Here is an 18,452-nt window from a genome sequence, read left to right on the forward strand (position 1 = left end):
TGACGGAAGTGGGGGAGTTCGATGTCAAAACAGTTGCCAAAGGCAACGCAACCGGCAAGACTCGCAAAAAATAACCATGTTCTGCAGGACGACTAGATGCTTTTCACCCCGACGCTCAGCGCCGACCGCGATCTCGTGACCGCGTCCGATTACACCGCCTGGGCCAAGGCCGCGCGCGAGCACGACAAGAAATCGGGGATGCAGGCGTGGCGCGACGCCGACGAAAGCAAGCATTTCGATTACAAGGCGATCCGCGCCCGGCTCGAAAAATTGCGCAAGCTGTCGGCGGCGGGCGACGTCAAGGGGCTGCTGTTCGTCCTTAACGAAGGCATCCACGGCAATATCGACGGCATGGGCCACGAACGCCTGTATCAAAAGGCGCGGTTCGGCACCAAGAAGCTGATCGAGGATTATGTCGCCGAGGTCGTCGCCTCGCTCGACAAGATCGCCGCCGCGCGCAGCATCGGCAAAGAGGAAAAGCGCGATTTCTTCCGCCGCGCCCAGCATTGCTATGGCCGCTCGGCGCTATTGCTCTCGGGCTCGGGCAGTTTCCTGTTTTTCCACATCGGGGTCGTGAAGGCGCTCTGGTCCGAAGGCGTCTTGCCCGCGATCATGTCGGGCGCCAGCGGCGGTTCGATCGTCGCGGCGGTCGTCTGCACCCGCAAGGACAGCGACATCGGCGCCTTCCTCGAAAGCGATCGCCTCGCCAACCCCGACCGCGACAGCGACGGGCGTCGCCTCGCCTCCGACGAGGTGCGCGACCGGCTCGCCGACCTGATCCCCGACCTGACCTTTCAGGAAGCGTTTGAGATCAGCGGCCGCCACCTCAACGTCTCGGTCGCGCCCGCCGAAAAGCATCAGAACGGCCGCCTGCTCAATGCGATCACCGCCCCCAATGTGTTGATCCGCGAAGCCGTACTCGCCTCGTGCGCGGTCCCCGGCGTCTTTCCACCGGTGATGCTGATGGCGCGCGACGACAGCGGCGCGCGCGTGCCCTATCAGCCCGACCGGCGCTGGGTCGATGGGTCGGTCACCCACGACATCCCGACCAAGCGGCTCGAACGCCTCTACGGGGTCAACCATCATATCGTCAGCCAGGCGAACCCGATCGCGTTGCCCTTCGCGACCGACACGCGCAAGCAGATGGCGCCGATCGAGGCGATCCAGCATGCGTCGATGGCGACCTTCAAGGCGTGGCTCAACGCCAATATGATCATCTTCCAGAAACCGCTCGAATGGGTGCCGCCGCTCAACAGCATCGCCAATATGGCGCGGTCGGTGATCAATCAGGAATATACCGGCGACATCAACATCATCCGCCCGCCCAAATTCTGGTCGCCGACGAAAATCCTGTCCGACCTGGCGCAGGACGACATCGACGAGCTGATCGACACCGGCGAACGCACCGCCTGGCCCAAGGTCGAAATGGTCCGCACCCAGACCGCGATCAGCCGCGCGCTCGAAGGCATTTTGGCGCGCATCGACCGCGCGGGCGACGACGGTCCCGGCCACCGCAGCACCGCCGCGCTGAAGAAAGCGGTGCGGTAACGCGATGCGCCATAGACATCGCCCCACCTCTCTCCCGTTCGTGCTGAGCTTGTCGAAGCGCCGTCCTTCCTTCGGCGCCGCTGAAGAAAAGAGCCGCCCTTCGACAGGCTCAGGGCGAGCGGAGTAGATTTGATATGACGACGCACATGGTCCAGCTGCCCGCGGGATCGGTCGGCGCCGGGGCAAAACTCCATGTCACCCATTGGCTGCCCGCAGCCCGGCCCAAAGCCATTGTGCTGCTCGCGCATGGCTATGCCGAGCACGCCGGGCGCTATGCGCATGTCGCCGAGCGGCTGACCGACGCGGGCTATGCCGTCTATGCGATCGACCATTGGGGCCACGGCCAATCGGACGGGGAGGGTGGCTATGTCCCGCGTTTCTCGGCCTTCACCGACGGCCTGAGCGAGTTGCTGACGCTCGTCGAGGTCAACCATGGCGAGACCGCACGCCTGCTACTCGGCCACAGCATGGGCGGGCTCATTTCGACCTTGTTCCTGATCGAGCGGCAGCAGGCGTTCGTCGCCGCCGCGCTCTCCGGCCCCGCGATCGTCCCCGCCGCGCCGCCCTCGCGCTTCACCGTCTGGATCAGCCGCTTCCTGTCGCGCTTCCTCCCGCGCCTCGGCGTGCTGTCCTTGGACGCCAACGGGGTGAGCCGCGATCCCGCGGTCGTCGCCGCCTATCTCGCCGACCCCCTCGTTTACGCCGGCAAGATCGGCGCGCGGCTGGGGCGCGAGTTCATGGACGCGATGGCCGCAGCGCAGGCGGGCGCCCCCCGCATCACCCTGCCGATCCTGCTCCAGCACGGCAGCGCCGACAGCCTCGCGTCGCCCGCGGGCTCACAATATCTGTTCGACCATGTCGCCTCGACCGACAAGACCCTCAAACTCTACCCCGGCCTGTTCCACGAAATTTACAACGAGCCGGAACAAGATGCGGTGCTGGACGATTTGATCGCCTGGTTCGACGCGCAAGTGGCGTCTGATTTTCGTTCACCGCCTGAATAACCAGACAATCGCTGCGAGCGCTATCAATACATCGCTTTAAACAATTGACCGCCCATCCCGATATCAGCAAATAGCCGCGGGCTTTGCAAAAAATATAATGGGGGAGTGGGGTATGAACCGAGCGATGTGGCTTTTGGCGCCTGCGATGTTGATCGCGCAGCCCGCGTCGGCGCGCGACGCAGACACCAAGGCGGAAGAGGCGCAGGAAATCGCCGAAGATGCCGCGCGTGACCTTAAAGACAGTCGCTTTTACAATAAGCCGGGGGCCAGCCGTGCGGACTATGACGCCGACTGGCAAACCTGTCGCCTGATCGCGCGCGGGTCGAAAACCCCCGCCGGATCGGTGCCAATCTATGATCCGGCGATGTACAATCCCGCGATCTCGCCGCTTGCGGCGGGCATCGGTAGCGGGATCGGCGCGGCGATCGGTGCCGCGATCGTCGAAGGCCAGATGCGCCGCGCCAACCGGCGCAACTGCCTGCTGATCAAGGGCTGGCGCCTTGTCGAGCTCCCCGCGGCGGAGTCCGCAAAGGTCGCCGCAATGTCGGATACCGACCGGCAAAGCTATTTCGCGACTATGGTCGGCGCCCAGACGGTCGATGGCGACATTACCGAAATGACCAGCTTCACGCCGGTCACCGATGCCAAGTTGAACATGACCGGCACGCCGACCGGGCCCGCTTCGCTGTTCCTGGGCAAGAAAGTCGACCCCCGAACCCCGCTGACCCTTGCCGACAATGAAGGTGCGCTGGTGCTGGCTTTTCGGCGTAACGATGCCGGAAGCGCGGGGCGTTCCGGCCGCGTCCAGATCCGCCGCTTCGACCGCGAAAATGGCGACCTTTTCTACCAGCCGCGCGACTGGAAGAAAAAGGGCGACCACACCACCTATAACAGCGAATTTGTCAGCAAGGACAAGAAGGCGGCGTATGAACTGCACGTCGCGAAGCTGACGCCGGGCTGGTATGTCTTGCAAACCGATGCCGTGGGGACGGTGCTGCCCAACACCACCAATTGTTTTGGCGCCCCCGCGTTCGAGGTCAAGGCGGGCGAATATGGCTATCTGACCGACGCATCGCCGTTTCTGGACGCCGCACTGGCGACGGGCGGTCGCCATACTGGCATGGGTTATGCGCGCAATTTCGACGAAGCCAAGGCTGCCATGATGGGTTTCCAACCGGAAGCCGCCGCGCGCATGGTCGAAGTCAGAATCGAAAATGGCGCGACCTACAGCTGTGCCGGACAGGTGATGACGCGGATGGATTTCCCCGGGGTGACCGACGTCGTTCCGGGCCCCATTGCCAAGACCGAGCCCAGCGTCGGCGAGCCGCAGGACGTTCTGCCGACATCGGCGGCGTCGGACGGCTTGCCATCAGCCGAATAGCTGGCACAGTCATCGCCATGAAAACCCTCCTCATCCTCCTCTTCGCGCCCATCATCGCGCTGACGCTGATGTATTTCGTTTTCCCCGGTCGCCTCGTCGCGCTCGGGCGTGCGTTGCTGCGTCAGCGCGGGCGGATGGTGCAGAAAAGCGTGGTGGTTGACGGCCGCAACTGGCCCTATCTGGAGGGCGGCGACCCCGCCAAACCTTTGCTCCTGCTCGTCCACGGCTTTGCCGGCGACAAGGACAATTGGTCGATGATCGCGCCCTACCTCACGCGCGATTATCATGTCATCGCCCCCGACCTGCCGGGCTTCGGCGAGAATGAGCGCAACCCCGACCTCGCCTATGACCTCGGCGCGCAGACCGCGCGGCTCAAGCAATTTGCCGACACGCTCGGGCTCGACCGCCCGCATGTCGGCGGCAACAGCATGGGCGGCTGGATCGCGCTGCGCTATGCGATCGACTATCCCGACGCGCTCGCCAGCCTGATCCTGCTCAACAATGCCGGGGTCAACGGCGCCAACGAAAGCGATCTCCAGAAACAGGCGGCGGACGAGACCTATAATCCGCTCGTCCTCGCGGGCCTCGAGGATGCCGACCGGCTGGTAAGCATGGTCGTCCACAAACCGCCCTATATCCCCGCGCGGCTCAAACCCGTGCTCTACGCCGACGCGCTCAAATATCGCGACCAGCTCGACACCATATTCTGGGTCATCGCCACCGAGGGCCGCGACCAGCCGCTCAACGACCGGCTGGGCGAGGTCAAGGTGCCGACCCTGATCATCTGGGGCCGCCACGACCGCCTGCTCGACGTCAGCTGCGTCGCCGTCCTCGAAGCAGGGATCGCGGGCAGCCGCAGCCATATCTTCGAACATGTCGGCCATGTCCCGATGATCGAGGATCCGAAGGCGACCGCGGCGGTGATGAAGGCGTTTTTGGCGGATCATTGCTGATCGTCGCCCCCGCGAAGGCGGGGGCCGCTGGCGTTTTGCCCAGCAGCGAGGTCGAAGGCCGCCAACGGCCCCCGCCGTCGCGGGGGCGACGCCATGCTTGCCAACCCGCCATAACCCCGCCACTCTCCCCCAAAAATAGGGGAGAGACATATGCGCCTGAAGGTCGGCCTGCTCGGTGGGGGCAGCTGGGGGACGACGGTCGCGGCGGTGGTGTCGCGCAACGCGCCGATCACCCTGTGGGCGCGCGATGCCGAGACGGTCGAGGGCATCAACCGCGACCATGAGAACCGCAAATATCTGCCCGGCATCAAGCTGCCGTCGGCGCTCGGCGCAACGCAGGACATGGCCGAAGTCGTCGCGGGCGCCGACGTCCTGATCATGGGTGTCCCCTCGCACAGCTTCCGCGCCGTGCTCGAAGAGGCACGCCAGCACCTCCGCCCATGGGTGCCGGTGATCAGCCTGACCAAGGGCCTCGAACTCGCCTCGGGCCAACGAATGACCCAGCTCATTGAGGAAGTGCTCCCCGGCCACCCCGTCGGCGTCCTCACCGGCCCCAACCTCGCGCGCGAGATCATGACCGGGCAGGCGGCGGCGAGCGTCTTGTCGATGGAGGACGAGATCGTCGTCCGCGCGCTCCAGCCGGTGTTCCATTCGGGGCTGTTCCGCGTTTACACCAACACCGACCTGCTCGGCTGCGAACTCGGCGGGGTGCTCAAGAATATCATCGCGATCGCGGTCGGCATGGGCGACGGGCTCGGGGCAGGCGACAACACCCGCTCGGCGCTGATGACGCGCGGGCTGGCCGAGATCACCCGGCTCGGCGTCGCGATGGGCGGGCGCCCCGAAACCTTTGCCGGGCTGACCGGCATGGGCGACCTCATCGCCACCTGCACCAGCCCCTTGAGCCGCAATCGCCACGTCGGGGTCGAACTCGGCAAGGGCCGCCCGATCGAGGAGATCATCGCGGGCATGAACATGGTCGCCGAAGGCGTCAAAAGCGCCCCCACCGTCATCGCGCTCGCCGAACAGCACGGCATCGCGATGCCGATCGCGCGCGACGTGTTCGACGTGACGCAGGGCAAACGCAGCGCGCAGGACGTGTTCCGCGGCCTGCTGCGCTCGGCGGTGGGGGATGAGGCACATCCGGGATAATCGATCGTTATTCACCGTTCGTCCTGAGGAGGGGCTGAGCCCGTCGAAGACCCGTCTCGAAGGACTGCAGCGCTGCATCCGCGTCCTTCGAGACGCCATTTCGACAAGCTCAATGGCTCCTCAGGACAAACGGCAATTGGTCCGCCTCCCGGATTCCACCGCCAGCCGTGCTTTATCCCCGCCGAGCCGGGAAGAAATCCGCCGCCTGCTTCGTTGACTCCCCTGACCGCCCGGCAACGGACGGACAATCAGGAGATGGACGATGAAAAAATGGACCACCCTTGCAGTCATTCTGGCGCTTCCCGCCACCGCCGCCATTGCGGCCGTGCCTTATCATTCGATGCCGCCGGGTTTCGAACCGCCGCCGATCCGCGAGCGCCCGATCGCGGGCGTCGTCAACCAGCAATGGTATAATTACAAAACCGACATTCTCGAGGCCGAGAAGGAGCTGACCAGCGACCTTCGCCGCGCCACCGACCGCGAGGACCGCTGGGATGCGTGGGACGAATGGGAAACCGAAGTCATCGACGCCGACAAGGATTATGTGAAGGAAATGCGCAAGAAAGGTTATCGCGTCGGCCGCGTGACCGTCGGCGGTTAAGTTTCCCCGGAGCAGCTTCCGGGTCGCAAGGGAAGGGCGGGCGTCATGGGGCGTCCGCCCTTTTCTTCTTCACCGTCGCCCCCGCGAAGGCGGGGGCCGCTGTCGTTTTACGCAGCGATGTCGGGTCAGGTCGCTTGCGGCCCCCGCCTTCGCGGGGGCGACGGTGATTTTATGTCTTGCCCTCCGCCAGCAACGCCTTCGCCTCATCCCCCTGCCAATCGATCGCCCCGACCACGCGCCAGATCTCGCGCCCCTCGGCATCGTAAAAGATGCTCGTCGGCAACGCGCTGTTGGCGGCATCGAGCAACCCGTTCTCGGGATCGAGATAAGGCTGGAGCGCCTTCAGCCCCGCCTTCTGGAACCACGGATCGACGACTGCGGCGCCCTGCAGGTCCTGCGCCACCGCGATCACCGCCATCGCCTCGCCGCTCTCTGCCGCCAGCGCATCCAGCGTCGGCATTTCCGCGACGCACGGCGCGCACCAGGTCGCCCACAGATTGACCAACAGCGGCTTGCCCTTGAACGCCGCCAGCGTCACTGCTGCATCGTCGGGACCGGTAAAGGCCGCGGTCGGCGCCGCTTTGCCCTTGTGGCTCCTATCGACGATATATTCGAACTGGCCGACGCCCTTCGCTTGGCCTGCCGAAACATTTGCTTGGCCTTGCCCCGCTTGCTCCGCGCCCGCCTTTTCCCTATCGCAGCCCGCGACTGATCCGGCCAGCAGCAGGCCAAGGATTGCAACGGACGGGCTTGGAACGCGGCGGATGGCGAATACTCCGGACAGTAACAGCATGTGGGGCGGCCGCTTCGGTGGCGGACCCGCGGCGATCATGCAAGAGATTAACGCCTCGATCCCGATCGACAAGCGCCTGTGGGAAGAGGATATCGCCGCCAGCCGTGCCCATGCCGCGATGCTCGGCGCCGCCGGGATCATCGGCGCCGACGATGCGGTCCAGATCGACCGCGGCCTCGCGCAGATCGCCAGTGAATTTGCCGCGAACGGCGTCCCCGTCGATCTCGCGCTCGAAGACATCCACATGACCGTCGAGGCACGGCTGAAGGAACTGGTCGGCGACGCCGCCGGGCGCCTCCACACCGCGCGCTCGCGCAACGATCAAGTGGCGACCGATTTCCGCCTGTGGACGCGCACCGCGTGCGAGCGCATCGACGCGGGGCTCGCCGCGATGCAGACGGCGCTGCTGGCGCGCGCCGACGAACATGCCGACAGCATCATGCCCGGCTTCACGCATCTGCAAGTCGCGCAGCCGGTGACACTCGGCCACCATCTGCTCGCCTATGTCGAGATGCTGGGCCGCGACCGTGGCCGCTTTGCCGACGCGCGCCGCCGCCTCAACGAATCGCCGCTCGGCGCCGCCGCGCTCGCGGGCACCGGCTTCCCGGTCGATCGCCACGCCACCGCCGCCGCATTGGGCTTCGACCGCCCGATGGCGAACAGCATCGACGCGGTGTCCGACCGCGACTTCGCGCTCGAATTCTGCGCGTCGGCGTCGATCGCCGCGATCCATCTGTCGCGCCTCGCCGAAGAAATCGTGATCTGGGCCAGCCAGCCCTTCGGCTTCATCAGCCTGCCCGATGCCTGGTCGACGGGTAGCTCGATCATGCCGCAAAAGCGCAACCCCGATGCCGCCGAGCTGGTACGCGGGCGCGCGGGCTTGCTGCTCGGCGCGTTCCAGCGGCTCGCGGTGATCGTGAAGGGGCTGCCGCTCACCTATTCAAAGGATCTGCAGGACGACAAGGAAACCGTCTTCGGCGCCTTCGACGCGCTCGCGCTGTCGCTCGCCGCGATGAGCGGCATGGTCGAAACGCTGACCTTTCGCACCGACCGCATGCGCGCGCTCGCCGCCTCGGGCTATTCGACCGCGACCGACCTTGCCGACTGGCTGGTGCGCGAAAACGGATTGCCGTTTCGCGAGGCGCATCATGTCGTCGGCGCCTGCGTCAAGCGCGCCGAGGAACTGGGCGTCGAATTGTCCGCGCTGCCCGCCGCCGATGCCGCCGCGATCCACGCCGCGGTCACCCCCGACGTGCTCGCGGCGCTGACGGTCGAGGCGTCGGTCGCCAGCCGCACCAGCTATGGCGGGACCGCCCCGGAACGGGTAAGGCAGGCGATCGCTGCGGCCCGCGCCGCGCTGGAAGGATCGAATTGATGGCGACGAAGCGCCTCATCATCGCAACATTGGCTGCATCGGCGCTGCTCGGCGCCTGCGGCAGCAAGGAAGATCTGAAACCGGTGGCGGGCCAGCCCGCGCCGGTCGTCCCCGTCGGCGCCACGCGCGCCCCGACCACGGAGGAGCTCACGACGCCTGACGCGCAGGCCCGCCCCGCGCGCAGCGACGAACTTCTCAAACGGTCCGAACAACGCGAACCCGATGATTTCGACTTGCCGCCTCCGGGCTGAGGGTGAGTGAAAGATCGGGCCACGAACCACCGTTCGTCCTGAGGAGCCATTGAGCTTGCCGAAATGGCGTCTCGAAGGAAGGCTGCGAAAACATCCTTCGAGACGGGTCTTCGCCAGGCTCAGCCCCTCCTCAGGACGAACGGCTTAACGTAATCAAGACAGAGCTTTAGGACTTTCCAATGGATCAATTTGCCCTTCGTGACGGCGTCCTCCACGCCGAAGACATTCCGCTGCCGCGCCTTGCCGAAGAAATCGGCACCCCCGTCTATGTCTATTCGCGCGCGATGCTCGAAGCGCATGCGCGCGAATTCCGCGACGCGCTGAAGGACGTGCCGAAGAAGCACCTCGCCTTTGCAATCAAGAGCAACCCCAACCTCGGCGTGCTGCGCGTGCTGGCGCGGCAGGGCTATGGCGCCGACGTCGTGTCGGGCGGCGAACTCGAACGCGCGATTGCCGCGGGCATGGCGCCCGACGACATCGTCTTTTCAGGCGTGGGCAAGACGCGCGCCGAGCTCGCGCTGGGGCTCGATCGCGGCATCGGCCAGTTCAATATCGAACATGAGGCCGAAGGCGTCGCGCTCGCCGAAATCGCGCTCCAGAAGGAAATGACCGCGCGCGCGGTGCTGCGCGTCAATCCCGACGTCGACGCCGGTACCCACGCGAAAATTTCGACCGGCAAGGCCGACAACAAATTCGGCGTCGGCATCGACGTCGCGCCCGCGATGTTCGACCGCCTCGCCGCGCTGCCCGGGCTCCAGATGCGCGGCATCGCGGTCCATATCGGCAGCCAGCTGACCAGCCTCGACCCGCTCGAAGCCGCGTTCGAGCGGCTCGGTCGCCTGATCGCCGACCTGCGCGCCGCGGGGCACAGCATCACCCACGTCGATCTCGGCGGCGGGCTCGGCGTGTCGTACAAGCCCGAGGATAATCCGCCCAGCATGGCCGCTTATGGCGCGATGGTCGCGCGAGTGACGAAGGATTGGGACGTCACCTTGATGTTCGAACCCGGCCGCGTGATCGCGGGCAACACCGGGGTGCTGTTGACCGAGGTTCTGTGGGTCAAGCCGGGCGCGACCAACCCCTTTGTCATCGTCGACGCCGCGATGAACGACCTCGCGCGCCCGGCGCTCTACGACGCCTATCACGACTTCGTTGCGGTACAGCCGACCGGCGAAAAGATGACCGCGTCGATCGTCGGCCCGGTATGCGAAACCGGCGACACCTTCGCGCGCGACCGCGTGACCGACGCGGTCGAACCCGGCGACCTCGCGGTGTTCCGCACCGCGGGTGCCTATGGCGCGACGATGGCGTCGACCTACAACAGCCGCAGTCTGGTTCCCGAGGTTCTCGTTGACGGCGACCGCTACGTCGTCGTCGCCGACCGCATCGCCGCCGGCACGATCATGGCGGCGGAACGCGTGCCGGACTGGATTGATTGAGCCAGCCTGGTTGCGTGAATACGCAGCGACGCTATCTTTTCTTCGTCACCCCGGACTTGATCCGGGGTCCATGGCCCAACGGCGCGACAGGGGTCAGGGATGCCGGATCAAGTCCGGCATGACGAGAAAAAGGGCAAATTCATGCACCAACTCCCGATCTTCCTGAACCTCACCGGCCGCACCGCCGTGCTGGTGGGCGAGGGGGAGGCCGCTGCCGCCAAGGCCCGCCTGATCGAACGCGCCGGCGGGCGCATCGTCCCCGCGTGGGAGCCGGGCGCCACCATCGCCTTCGTCGCGCTCGACGACCAAACCGCCGCGCGCGCCGCCGCCGATCAGCTTCGCGCCCGTGGCCTGCTCGTCAACGTCGTCGACCGGCCGGAGCTGTGCGATTTCACCACCCCCGCGATCGTCGACCGCGCCCCCGTCACTATCGCAATCGGCACCGGCGGCGCCTCGGCGGGGCTCGCGAAAGCCGTCCGCCAACGCATCGAATCTCTGCTGCCCGCCCGCCTCGGCGCACTCGCGACCGCGCTCCATGCCGCGCGCGACGCGATGAAGGCGCGCTGGCCCGCCGCCGCCGACCGCCGCCGCGCCATCGACGCCGCACTTGCCAGCGGCGGCGCGCTCGACCCGCTCGACGACCGAGCGGGAGACAAGGTTTCGGTCTGGCTGGCGAGCGACGCCGCGCCGCAGGCGTCGCGCCTCGAAACGATCCACCTGACCAGCGCCGACCCCGACGACCTCACCCTCCGCGCCGCGCGCCTGCTCGGCGAGGCCGACCATATCTTCCACCCCGCGACGGTCCCCCCCGCGATCCTCACCCGCGCCCGCGCCGACGCAGTGCGGCATGTTGTCGACGCGCCACCACCGGATGCCCCGACGGGTTTGTCGCTGTGGCTGGACATGCCGCAAGACTGCTAGCGATCGAAAGCAGACCATCATTACATCGTCATCCCGGCGAAGGCCGGGATCTCGCCGGTGCGGTTCGACGATAAGGTGAGATCCCGGCCTTCGCCGGGATGACGGAAGATGAGAGGTCGGGAACGACCGAAGTCGGCAGTTCCCCGGCGAAAGCCGGGGTCCAGAGCGGCCATCACGCAATGTTTGTTTTCAACGCCCTGGGCCCCGGCTTTCGCCGGGGAACAGTATGGCCGCTTCCCACCCCAAATCTGCCCACCCGATAAACCGCCCTCAGGGCGCGATCGCCAGCCCGTCGCCCTGCTTCCCCGCCGCGATCCGGCGCAGCACCTTGCCGCTCGCCACATCGACCTCGGCGACCTTGTCGACCCCCGTCTCGGCGGCATAGAGCCGCTTCGAATCGGCGCTGAACAGCAAGGTTACCTGCCGCGCCGCGTCGCCCTCCGACACCTGGATCGTCCGCACCGGCGCGCGCGTTTCGGCGTCGAACAGGCTGATCGTCCCCTTGCCGATGTTGCTCGTCGCGATCAGCCTGCCGTCGGGGCTGGCCAGCACCCGGATCGCGACCGGATCGACCGGCAGCTCGGCAACCTTCTCACCGGTCGCCACATCCCACACCGTCACCCGCGGCGCATCGAGATCGCCGACCCACAGCTCGCGCCCGCCCTTTGCCAGCGCCAGCCCCTCGGGCTTGCCGCCGATCACCAGATCGCGCAGCTTCGTCCCGGCATTCAGGTCGAGCACGCTCACCGTCCCCGACCCGATATTGGCGGTATAGGCGGTGCGGTTGTCGGGCGCGACGACGACCATATGCGTCCCCTTCTGCCCGGTCGAAATTGACGTCACCGTCCCATCAGGCGCGACCACCGCCACCGACTCGCTGCCCTCGGTCGTCGCGACCAGCCGCCCGTCGGCGAGCCACAGCAGCCCGTGCGGCCGCTGGTTCGGGCTGAGGTCGATCGTCTTCAGCTTGCGCCGCGCCGCAACATCGAACACGTCGATCGTCGTCCCGCCATAAGCGACCACCGCCGCTTGGCTGCCGTCGGGCGACACCGCGATCTCGTGCGGCATCTTGCCCGTCGGCAGCCGCGCCAGCTCCGCGCCCGACGCCAGCGCCACCAGGCTCAGCGTATCTTCGCCCTTGTTGCCGATCAGCAAGGTTTCGGCGGCGACGGGCCCCGCCAGCAGCAGGGCGGCAAGGGCGGTGGCAATCGTGCGGCGCATGGCAAATCTCCCGGTTCGTTTCCGCCATCCTATGCCGCCGTCGCGCGCGGGCAAGCCGCCTTCGACCAGCGACATTACGACAAGTTAACTGGCGCACGGGGCGCGGCTTCCTAACCCTGCACCCCGGCGGCAGGTCGCGCCGCCGGTCACCACAGGAGAAACATATGGGTCTGCCAGCCATCGACATCGACGCGCTGCCCTTGCTCGACACCGCGGTCGGGTTGTTCGGCTCGCTCGTCAGCGAAAGCGCCTCGTCGGGGCCGTCGGTGTTCGAGATCGCGGTCACCATCGCGCTGATCATCCACGACTGACGAAGCGGCGGGAAGGGGCAGCGGGGCGCCGCCCGTCCTTTCCCGCGCATCGCCCTTTGCTCCAGCCAAGATGCCCGCCCGCGCCTCGCGCCACGATCACTTCCCCCGCGCCGACCTCGCGCGCCGCACCGCGATCCGCTGCGCGGTGAGCGAACTCGCCGCCGCATGGACCGCGATCGACACCGCCCCCGACGGCCTGCTCGCCGCCATCGATGCGCAGGCGGACGCCCCCGCCGACGCCGCGATCGCCGCGCTGCTCCCGTGGCTCACCGATCCAGACTGGCTCGCCGCCCGCCTCGCCAGCGCGCTCGCGCTGCTGCGCGCAGACCCCTTCGCGCGCCCGCCGCTCCGTGCCTTCGGGGGCGGCGAGAGCGGCGCCCCAGGTGGCCTCGTGCTCGCCGATCGCGGCGGCATCCGCCTGACCCTCCGCCTGTGGCCTGCCGCGGCGCGCCCGGCGCCGCCCGCCGCGCCCGCGATCTTCGTCCCCGGCCGCGCCGCGCTTCACATCCTCGTCAGCGGCGGTGCGCAGCTCTGCGAGCACCGCGTCGCGGTCACCCCCGCCGAGGAAGTCGGCGCCTTCACCGCGCGCGCCGCCGCGCCCTGCCACACCACCGCGCCGCGCCCGCTGCACCGCGGCGAGACGCTCCACCTCGACACCGCGCGGCAAAGCTTCTCGCTCATCCCCGGCGGCCGCGACACGCTTTTCCTCGAACTCACCGTCCAGCCGCCGTCGCGCCTGCCGATCCGCAGCTACGACCCCGCCACCGGCCGCCTCCTCCACGTCAGCGCGTCCCGCCGCGACAGCAGCTTTCGCGCCATGGCGCTGACCCTGCTCCGCCACCTTGGCCGCGCCGACGCCGCGCCGCTGTTCGACGCCGAAACCCACAGCAGCGATTTCGCCGCGCGCTGGCACGCGATGCGCGAACTGATCGCGCTAGCCCCCGCTGCCGCCCGCGCTCCGCTCACCCGCATGGCGGCGCACGACCCCCACCCGGAGGTGCGCGCCGCTGCAGAAGCCACGCTGGCGCTCTTATCTCCCTTACCGCTTGCGGGAGGGGGTGTCACGAGGCACGTGACTCGTGACACGGGAGGGCCTGTTACTCCCAACGCGGCGGAACATGCCCCACCCAAACCCTCCCCCAAGGGGGAGGGCTTAAAGGAAGCCCCATGCCCCGCGCCATAACCCCGCCCCCCGGCCCCCCGCTCACCCTGACCGAAGTCACCGCCACCCTCGACCAGCACGGCGTCGACCTCGCCGACGAAGCCAGCATCGCGCGCTGCGCTACCCTCCTCGCGGGGCTGCAACGCAACCGCGCGTTCCTCGCCGACCGCGTCATCGCCGCGCTGAAGGCCAGCTACGCCGACCAACTCGAAATCAACCGCTATTCGGCGCAGGTCTTCCTCCTCCACCGCAGCCCGCGCGGTTTCTACCTCCGCGCCAACCTCTGGCCCGCCGCAGGCGACGCCGTCACCACCGCGAGCGGCCCCGCGGCCTTCTCCTACGGCGTCGCGCACGACCATAATTTCAGCTTTCTCACCGTCGGCTATTTCGGTCCCGGCTATGTCAGCGACTATTATGAAGTTGATCCGGAAACGGTCGACGGGCGCCGCGGCGAACCGCTGGCCCTCAAATTCGTCGAGCGTAGCCAGCTAAGCGAAGGCAAAATGATGCTCTACCGCGCCCACCGCGACATCCACCGCCAGCTCCCGCCCGAAAGCCTGTCGGTCAGCCTCAACATCATGGACGAGGGCGACCATGTCCCCTGGCGCGACCAATATATCGTCGATCTCGGCCGGCAAGCGCAGGGACGCGGCACGATCGCCAAACGCCCGACGCTGACGAGCAGCGAAATGCTACTGCGCTGCGCGGTGCACCTCAGCGACGACGCCCACGACATCGCCGCCCACTTCGCCAAGGCGCACCCCGTCCCCCGCGTCCGCGCCAACGCGATCGCCGCGCTCGCAGCGGTGGCGGAGGAGGGCGAGGGCAGGGCGGCGGTGCTGGAACGCGGGCTGCGCGATGCGGACGCGCGGGTGCGGGATGATTGTCGGCGGTGGCTGGCAGAATGATCCTCCCTGTGGCGAAGCCATGGGGAGGTGGGAGCGCAAAGCGCTGACGGAGGGGCAGGGGCGGTAAGGCGCGGCGGCGAGCGTCCGCCCTCGCGCCTTACCCCGCCTCGTCGTTCGCCAACCGCGATGCCGGGATCAGCGGCCCGTCGCACACGCGCTTCAGCAGGTCGGCCTGCGCCGGTTCCAGCTCGACGAGCAACCCCAGCACGTTCAGCACGTTAATCAACTCGCTTGTATATTCGCTCAGCCAATGGTCGGGCTGAATATCGCCCAGCGGCGACGGCTTGCGGCGGTCGCCGATCTGCGGCCGCTCGCGGTCCTTCTTGCGGTAACTGAACCACTGGCGCAGCACCTGCTTGCCCGACACTTCATAGGCCCAGACGGCGGGCGGCACATGGTCGATAAAGCCGGTGCCGATTTTCAGCTGCTGCAATTCGGGATCATAATCGATGCTGTCGGGAAAACCCTCGGGTGTCGCGGGAATCGCGCCATCCTTTGGGATCGTCGGGCGGCGCCCCTCGGGCATGCGCGGCGGTCCCGCCGGGTGCCCGTCGGCAAAACGCTCGCCGAAACTGTGCAGCCATATCACCTCGCGCCCCAGCTTGGCCGCCTCGGCGAACAGCGCCGCATCGGCGGTCAGCGGCACGCGCAGGCCGGGGCGTACCAGATCATCGCGGAAGGTTTCGACATAGGCCGGGTGCGCGAGCAGCGCCGCGACATAGGCAAAGACATCGACCGGATCGACCGGCGCGCCGTGGGCTCGCGCGAGTTCGGCAAGTATGTCCGGCGCGATATTGGCGTCGGTCGCGGCGGCGTCTTTCCAGAGGGCGAAGACGCGGCCGCCGAAAGAACCGCGATAATGACTGAGGTCTGGAATAAGCGACGTGAAAGAGAGTCCGGGACCGCCCGTGGGACTGTGGGACATTAATGCCGTGAGATAAACTTGGCTGCTGCTATGGTTCTTCCAAATACTTGGATTAGGCTGATTGATGAGCCGCGCGTCAGGAATCATGAACTGTCGATCAAACGAGCGATAGCCGATCAAAATCGGGGTTACCAAATGCGGAATTTCGCCTCGTGCGATCATTGCGCCGATTGCTTCCGTCGGCTCTTGGTGCGGCGCTAATCCACTGGCAGGCTTGTCGATATGGCGATCACCGGCGAGACCGTTTCGCAAATGCGGATGGAACAAGTCGCGCCGTTTTTCAGCGTTCGGCTCTCGCACCAATTTATCCCACCGGTTATATAGAGAAGCGGCGTCTGGTGCGATGATCCAAGTCCGACCGGGCATGACGCCCGAACCACAGTCTCCGATGATGGAGTCTAACGGAACCATATCTGCCCATCCGCCAGAAAATTCCGGAAGAAACGGAGCTCGCCAACCTTTTGCTCCAGAATCCCATCCAACTGAATCGAGGGTTATGCGAGATAGTTCAGCGAACTTTTCGTCGCGAGATCCCTTGCCCAAGGCACGATATTTCACACTTGCTGGAACGTCAGAGCAGTTTGCAGGAGAGCGAGAAGCCAGAACGATGCAAACAGGTTGCTGAACGTCTTGGAAAATGCGCGTTGCCACTTCCGGCTGATGGCCTTCCGGCGAGCAATCCACTACCCAGATTTCGTCGCACTTGCTCCGCAAGTCGGACCGCATCATCTGAAAACCGGGGCCGTTCAGGAAACCGGCCGTAGTAATGTAGCACACGATCCCCGACAGATGCTCCTCGACCGGCGGCTGCAGGTCGCGACCGCCCGCGCCTTGTTCGAACACCTTCCACGCCGCCCAGCGCCAGAAATAGATATAGAGGTTGCGTAAATGCTTGGCGTGCGCGCCGACACCCCACGCGGCGGGGGGCTGCCAGTCGTTCAGCGGCGCGGCGCGGTTGCCCGACCCGCTTTCGACCCAGCTGCCCTTGCCCTTGGCCTTTTCCTTATATGGCGGATTGCCGATCACCACCGTGATCGGCTGCGACCGCTTGATCTCGTTCGCTTCGCGCCGCGACCGCGACAATTCGCGATAAATGCCGGTGCCGCTTTCGAACTCGGCGTGCGGATCGCCCAGCGTGTCGGTTACGAACAGCCGCGGGCTGCCCGCCGCACCATATTCGATCATCTCGGCCAGCATCCGCAATTGCGCGACGGCAAAGGCACCGAATTGCAGCTCGAATCCGATCAGCCTTTGCGCGATCGCGGTCATCGCCGGGCCAACCGCGCCCGCGCCTTGATCGTTCTCGATCGTCGCCGCAATCTGGCGCATCACGCCCAGCAGGAATGTGCCCGATCCCATCGCCGGATCGGCGACATGCACTTCGGGTCCGGCCAACCCCTGCGGCACCGCAAAGCGTGCCGACGATTTTAGTGCCTCGTCGCACAATCGCACCATCGTCTGCACGACCTCGGGTGGGGTGTAATAACTTCCCGTCTTCTTGCGCAGGCTGTTGTCGTAAACCTCCAGAAAATGCTCATAGAAATAGAGCCAGGCCTCGGGATCGCCCTTGGACACCTTCGACCAGTCAACCACGTCCAGCACGCGCAGCATCGTGTCGAGCGAGGTGACCAGCACCGGCCCCTGCTGGTCGGTGAGCAGGCGCAGCGCGACGCCGATCAGCGTGTTGGTTTCGCCCAGTTCGCGCGCAACATCAGCAAAACCTTCGGATAGTTTCAGCCCGCGCGATTTCGCCATCAACAGCCCGAACGTCACCGCCTGTGCATAGCCGTCGGCGAATTGCTCGTCGTTCGCTTCGGGGAACAACAGCCCGCGCCAATCGTCGCGCAGCTCGATCAGCGGCTGGCTGCCCCGCTCCATCTGTTCGATGACTTCGTCGCGCAGAAAGCGGCTGAGCCGCGCGGCGATGGCGGCGAGCTGGCGCGCATTGCGCGGCGCGATCGGTTCCCACGTCAGGAAATCGTGAACCAGCGTCAGCAGGCTTGCGGGTGCCTCGACCGCGCCGCCGTCGCTTTCAATATCGCCGGTCAATCGGACGACACCGCCTTGCAGCTCGCCGTCACGCCACAGCGAAAAACCATTGCCGTCGGTATAGATCAGGTTCGGCAGTGCCTTCAGCCGGTCCCACTGCGCCTTGTCATGCTTGTCCTTGAACTTGCGCGGGTCGGCGCCCTTGCCAGGTGCCTTGACTTCGACAAAGCCGATCAGCGCATTGTTCACCGTGACCGCATAGTCGGGCCGGGTTTTCAGGTCGGCGAGCGATGATTCACCGACCATGTGCATTTTCGCGGCGGGTGCGGCTTCGGCGGCAAGCGCAGTGAACAGGGTTTCGAGCGGTGCGCGCAGTTGATCTTCGGGCTGGCCGCTCGCGGCCGGATTGGCCAGCTTCGCTTTCGCTGCCGCGCCGAAATCGCCCACAGCTTTTTTGATGCGATCGGCTTGCGTCATTCGTCCCCCTGCGTCACAAGCTATTGGCACAGACGCGGCGG

The 18,452-nt window shown here is 66.4% G+C and carries 17 protein-coding genes; 13 read left to right on the forward strand and 4 right to left on the reverse strand.

All coding sequences use genetic code 11. The annotated features are described in order from the left end of the window. The first annotated feature begins 96 nt into the window (after positions 1 to 96). The 6 genes from G9408_RS13100 to G9408_RS13125 all read left to right on the forward strand — a co-directional run bounded on the left by G9408_RS13100 (position 97) and on the right by G9408_RS13125 (position 6,639). Positions 97 to 1,548 carry a DUF3336 domain-containing protein gene (locus G9408_RS13100; protein ID WP_168454430.1) on the forward strand — a complete coding sequence of 484 codons (1,452 nt, stop codon included), beginning with the start codon at positions 97 to 99 and terminating at the stop codon, positions 1,546 to 1,548. A gap of 134 nt (positions 1,549 to 1,682) precedes the next feature. Beyond that, entirely contained in the window at positions 1,683 to 2,552 is an 870-nt protein-coding gene (locus tag G9408_RS13105; protein WP_168454431.1) for an alpha/beta hydrolase, read from the forward strand. A gap of 112 nt (positions 2,553 to 2,664) precedes the next feature. After that, positions 2,665 to 3,933 carry a hypothetical protein gene (locus G9408_RS13110; protein WP_168454432.1) on the forward strand — a complete coding sequence of 423 codons (1,269 nt, stop codon included), beginning with the start codon at positions 2,665 to 2,667 and terminating at the stop codon, positions 3,931 to 3,933. A gap of 17 nt (positions 3,934 to 3,950) precedes the next feature. After that, complete coding sequence (locus tag G9408_RS13115) at positions 3,951 to 4,886, forward strand: alpha/beta fold hydrolase (protein WP_168454433.1); 936 nt, start codon at positions 3,951 to 3,953, stop codon at positions 4,884 to 4,886. A 150-nt stretch (positions 4,887 to 5,036) separates the two neighbouring features. Then, complete coding sequence (locus G9408_RS13120) at positions 5,037 to 6,038, forward strand: NAD(P)H-dependent glycerol-3-phosphate dehydrogenase (RefSeq protein WP_168454434.1); 1,002 nt, start codon at positions 5,037 to 5,039, stop codon at positions 6,036 to 6,038. 262 nt (positions 6,039 to 6,300) lie between these two features. Then, complete coding sequence (locus G9408_RS13125) at positions 6,301 to 6,639, forward strand: hypothetical protein (RefSeq protein WP_168454435.1); 339 nt, start codon at positions 6,301 to 6,303, stop codon at positions 6,637 to 6,639. Between the two features lie 169 nt (positions 6,640 to 6,808). Here G9408_RS13125 and G9408_RS13130 read toward each other — a convergent pair whose 3' ends face one another. Then, positions 6,809 to 7,432, reverse strand: coding sequence for a TlpA family protein disulfide reductase (locus tag G9408_RS13130; protein ID WP_168454436.1), 624 nt, complete (start codon positions 7,430 to 7,432; stop codon positions 6,809 to 6,811). On the opposite strand from G9408_RS13130, the gene argH reads away from it, so the two are divergent. The 4 genes from argH to G9408_RS13150 all read left to right on the forward strand — a co-directional run bounded on the left by argH (position 7,404) and on the right by G9408_RS13150 (position 11,418). Next, the gene (gene argH / locus G9408_RS13135; RefSeq protein ID WP_408021878.1) at positions 7,404 to 8,807 is read left to right on the forward strand and encodes an argininosuccinate lyase; all 1,404 of its coding nucleotides are present in this window, start codon (positions 7,404 to 7,406) and stop codon (positions 8,805 to 8,807) included. The genes G9408_RS13130 and argH overlap by 29 nt on opposite strands. After that, positions 8,807 to 9,058 (forward strand): hypothetical protein, encoded by a 252-nt coding sequence (locus tag G9408_RS13140; protein WP_168454437.1) that lies wholly within the window; start codon positions 8,807 to 8,809, stop codon positions 9,056 to 9,058. Before argH ends, G9408_RS13140 begins: the two co-directional genes overlap by 1 nt. A gap of 179 nt (positions 9,059 to 9,237) precedes the next feature. After that, positions 9,238 to 10,497, forward strand: coding sequence for a diaminopimelate decarboxylase (lysA, locus tag G9408_RS13145; protein WP_168454438.1), 1,260 nt, complete (start codon positions 9,238 to 9,240; stop codon positions 10,495 to 10,497). A gap of 141 nt (positions 10,498 to 10,638) precedes the next feature. Beyond that, positions 10,639 to 11,418, forward strand: a complete 780-nt coding sequence (locus G9408_RS13150) for a precorrin-2 dehydrogenase/sirohydrochlorin ferrochelatase family protein (protein WP_168454580.1) — start codon at positions 10,639 to 10,641, stop codon at positions 11,416 to 11,418. A gap of 20 nt (positions 11,419 to 11,438) precedes the next feature. Here G9408_RS13150 and G9408_RS13155 read toward each other — a convergent pair whose 3' ends face one another. Beyond that, the gene (locus G9408_RS13155; protein WP_168454439.1) at positions 11,439 to 11,591 is read right to left on the reverse strand and encodes a hypothetical protein; all 153 of its coding nucleotides are present in this window, start codon (positions 11,589 to 11,591) and stop codon (positions 11,439 to 11,441) included. A gap of 97 nt (positions 11,592 to 11,688) precedes the next feature. Continuing rightward, entirely contained in the window at positions 11,689 to 12,639 is a 951-nt protein-coding gene (locus G9408_RS13160) for a WD40 repeat domain-containing protein (protein WP_168454440.1), read from the reverse strand. Positions 12,640 to 12,803: 164 nt separating this feature from the next. On the opposite strand from G9408_RS13160, the gene G9408_RS13165 reads away from it, so the two are divergent. The 3 genes from G9408_RS13165 (at position 12,804) to G9408_RS13175 (ending at position 15,020) form a co-directional block, all read left to right on the forward strand. Next, entirely contained in the window at positions 12,804 to 12,950 is a 147-nt protein-coding gene (locus G9408_RS13165) for a hypothetical protein (RefSeq protein WP_168454441.1), read from the forward strand. Positions 12,951 to 13,020: 70 nt separating this feature from the next. Beyond that, the gene (locus tag G9408_RS13170; RefSeq protein WP_168454442.1) at positions 13,021 to 14,133 is read left to right on the forward strand and encodes a HEAT repeat domain-containing protein; all 1,113 of its coding nucleotides are present in this window, start codon (positions 13,021 to 13,023) and stop codon (positions 14,131 to 14,133) included. Beyond that, entirely contained in the window at positions 14,118 to 15,020 is a 903-nt protein-coding gene (locus G9408_RS13175) for a transposase (protein ID WP_210423362.1), read from the forward strand. The genes G9408_RS13170 and G9408_RS13175 overlap by 16 nt, the downstream gene beginning before the upstream one ends. Positions 15,021 to 15,117: 97 nt before the next feature. Here the strand turns inward: G9408_RS13175 and G9408_RS13180 are convergent, their stop codons facing one another. Then, positions 15,118 to 18,411 carry a type ISP restriction/modification enzyme gene (locus tag G9408_RS13180; RefSeq protein WP_235957790.1) on the reverse strand — a complete coding sequence of 1,098 codons (3,294 nt, stop codon included), beginning with the start codon at positions 18,409 to 18,411 and terminating at the stop codon, positions 15,118 to 15,120. Between the last annotated feature and the right edge of the window lie 41 nt (positions 18,412 to 18,452).

Origin of the sequence: Sphingopyxis microcysteis (assembly GCF_012274265.1) — a bacterium.
In the GTDB taxonomy this organism is placed as follows: domain Bacteria; phylum Pseudomonadota; class Alphaproteobacteria; order Sphingomonadales; family Sphingomonadaceae; genus Sphingopyxis; species Sphingopyxis microcysteis.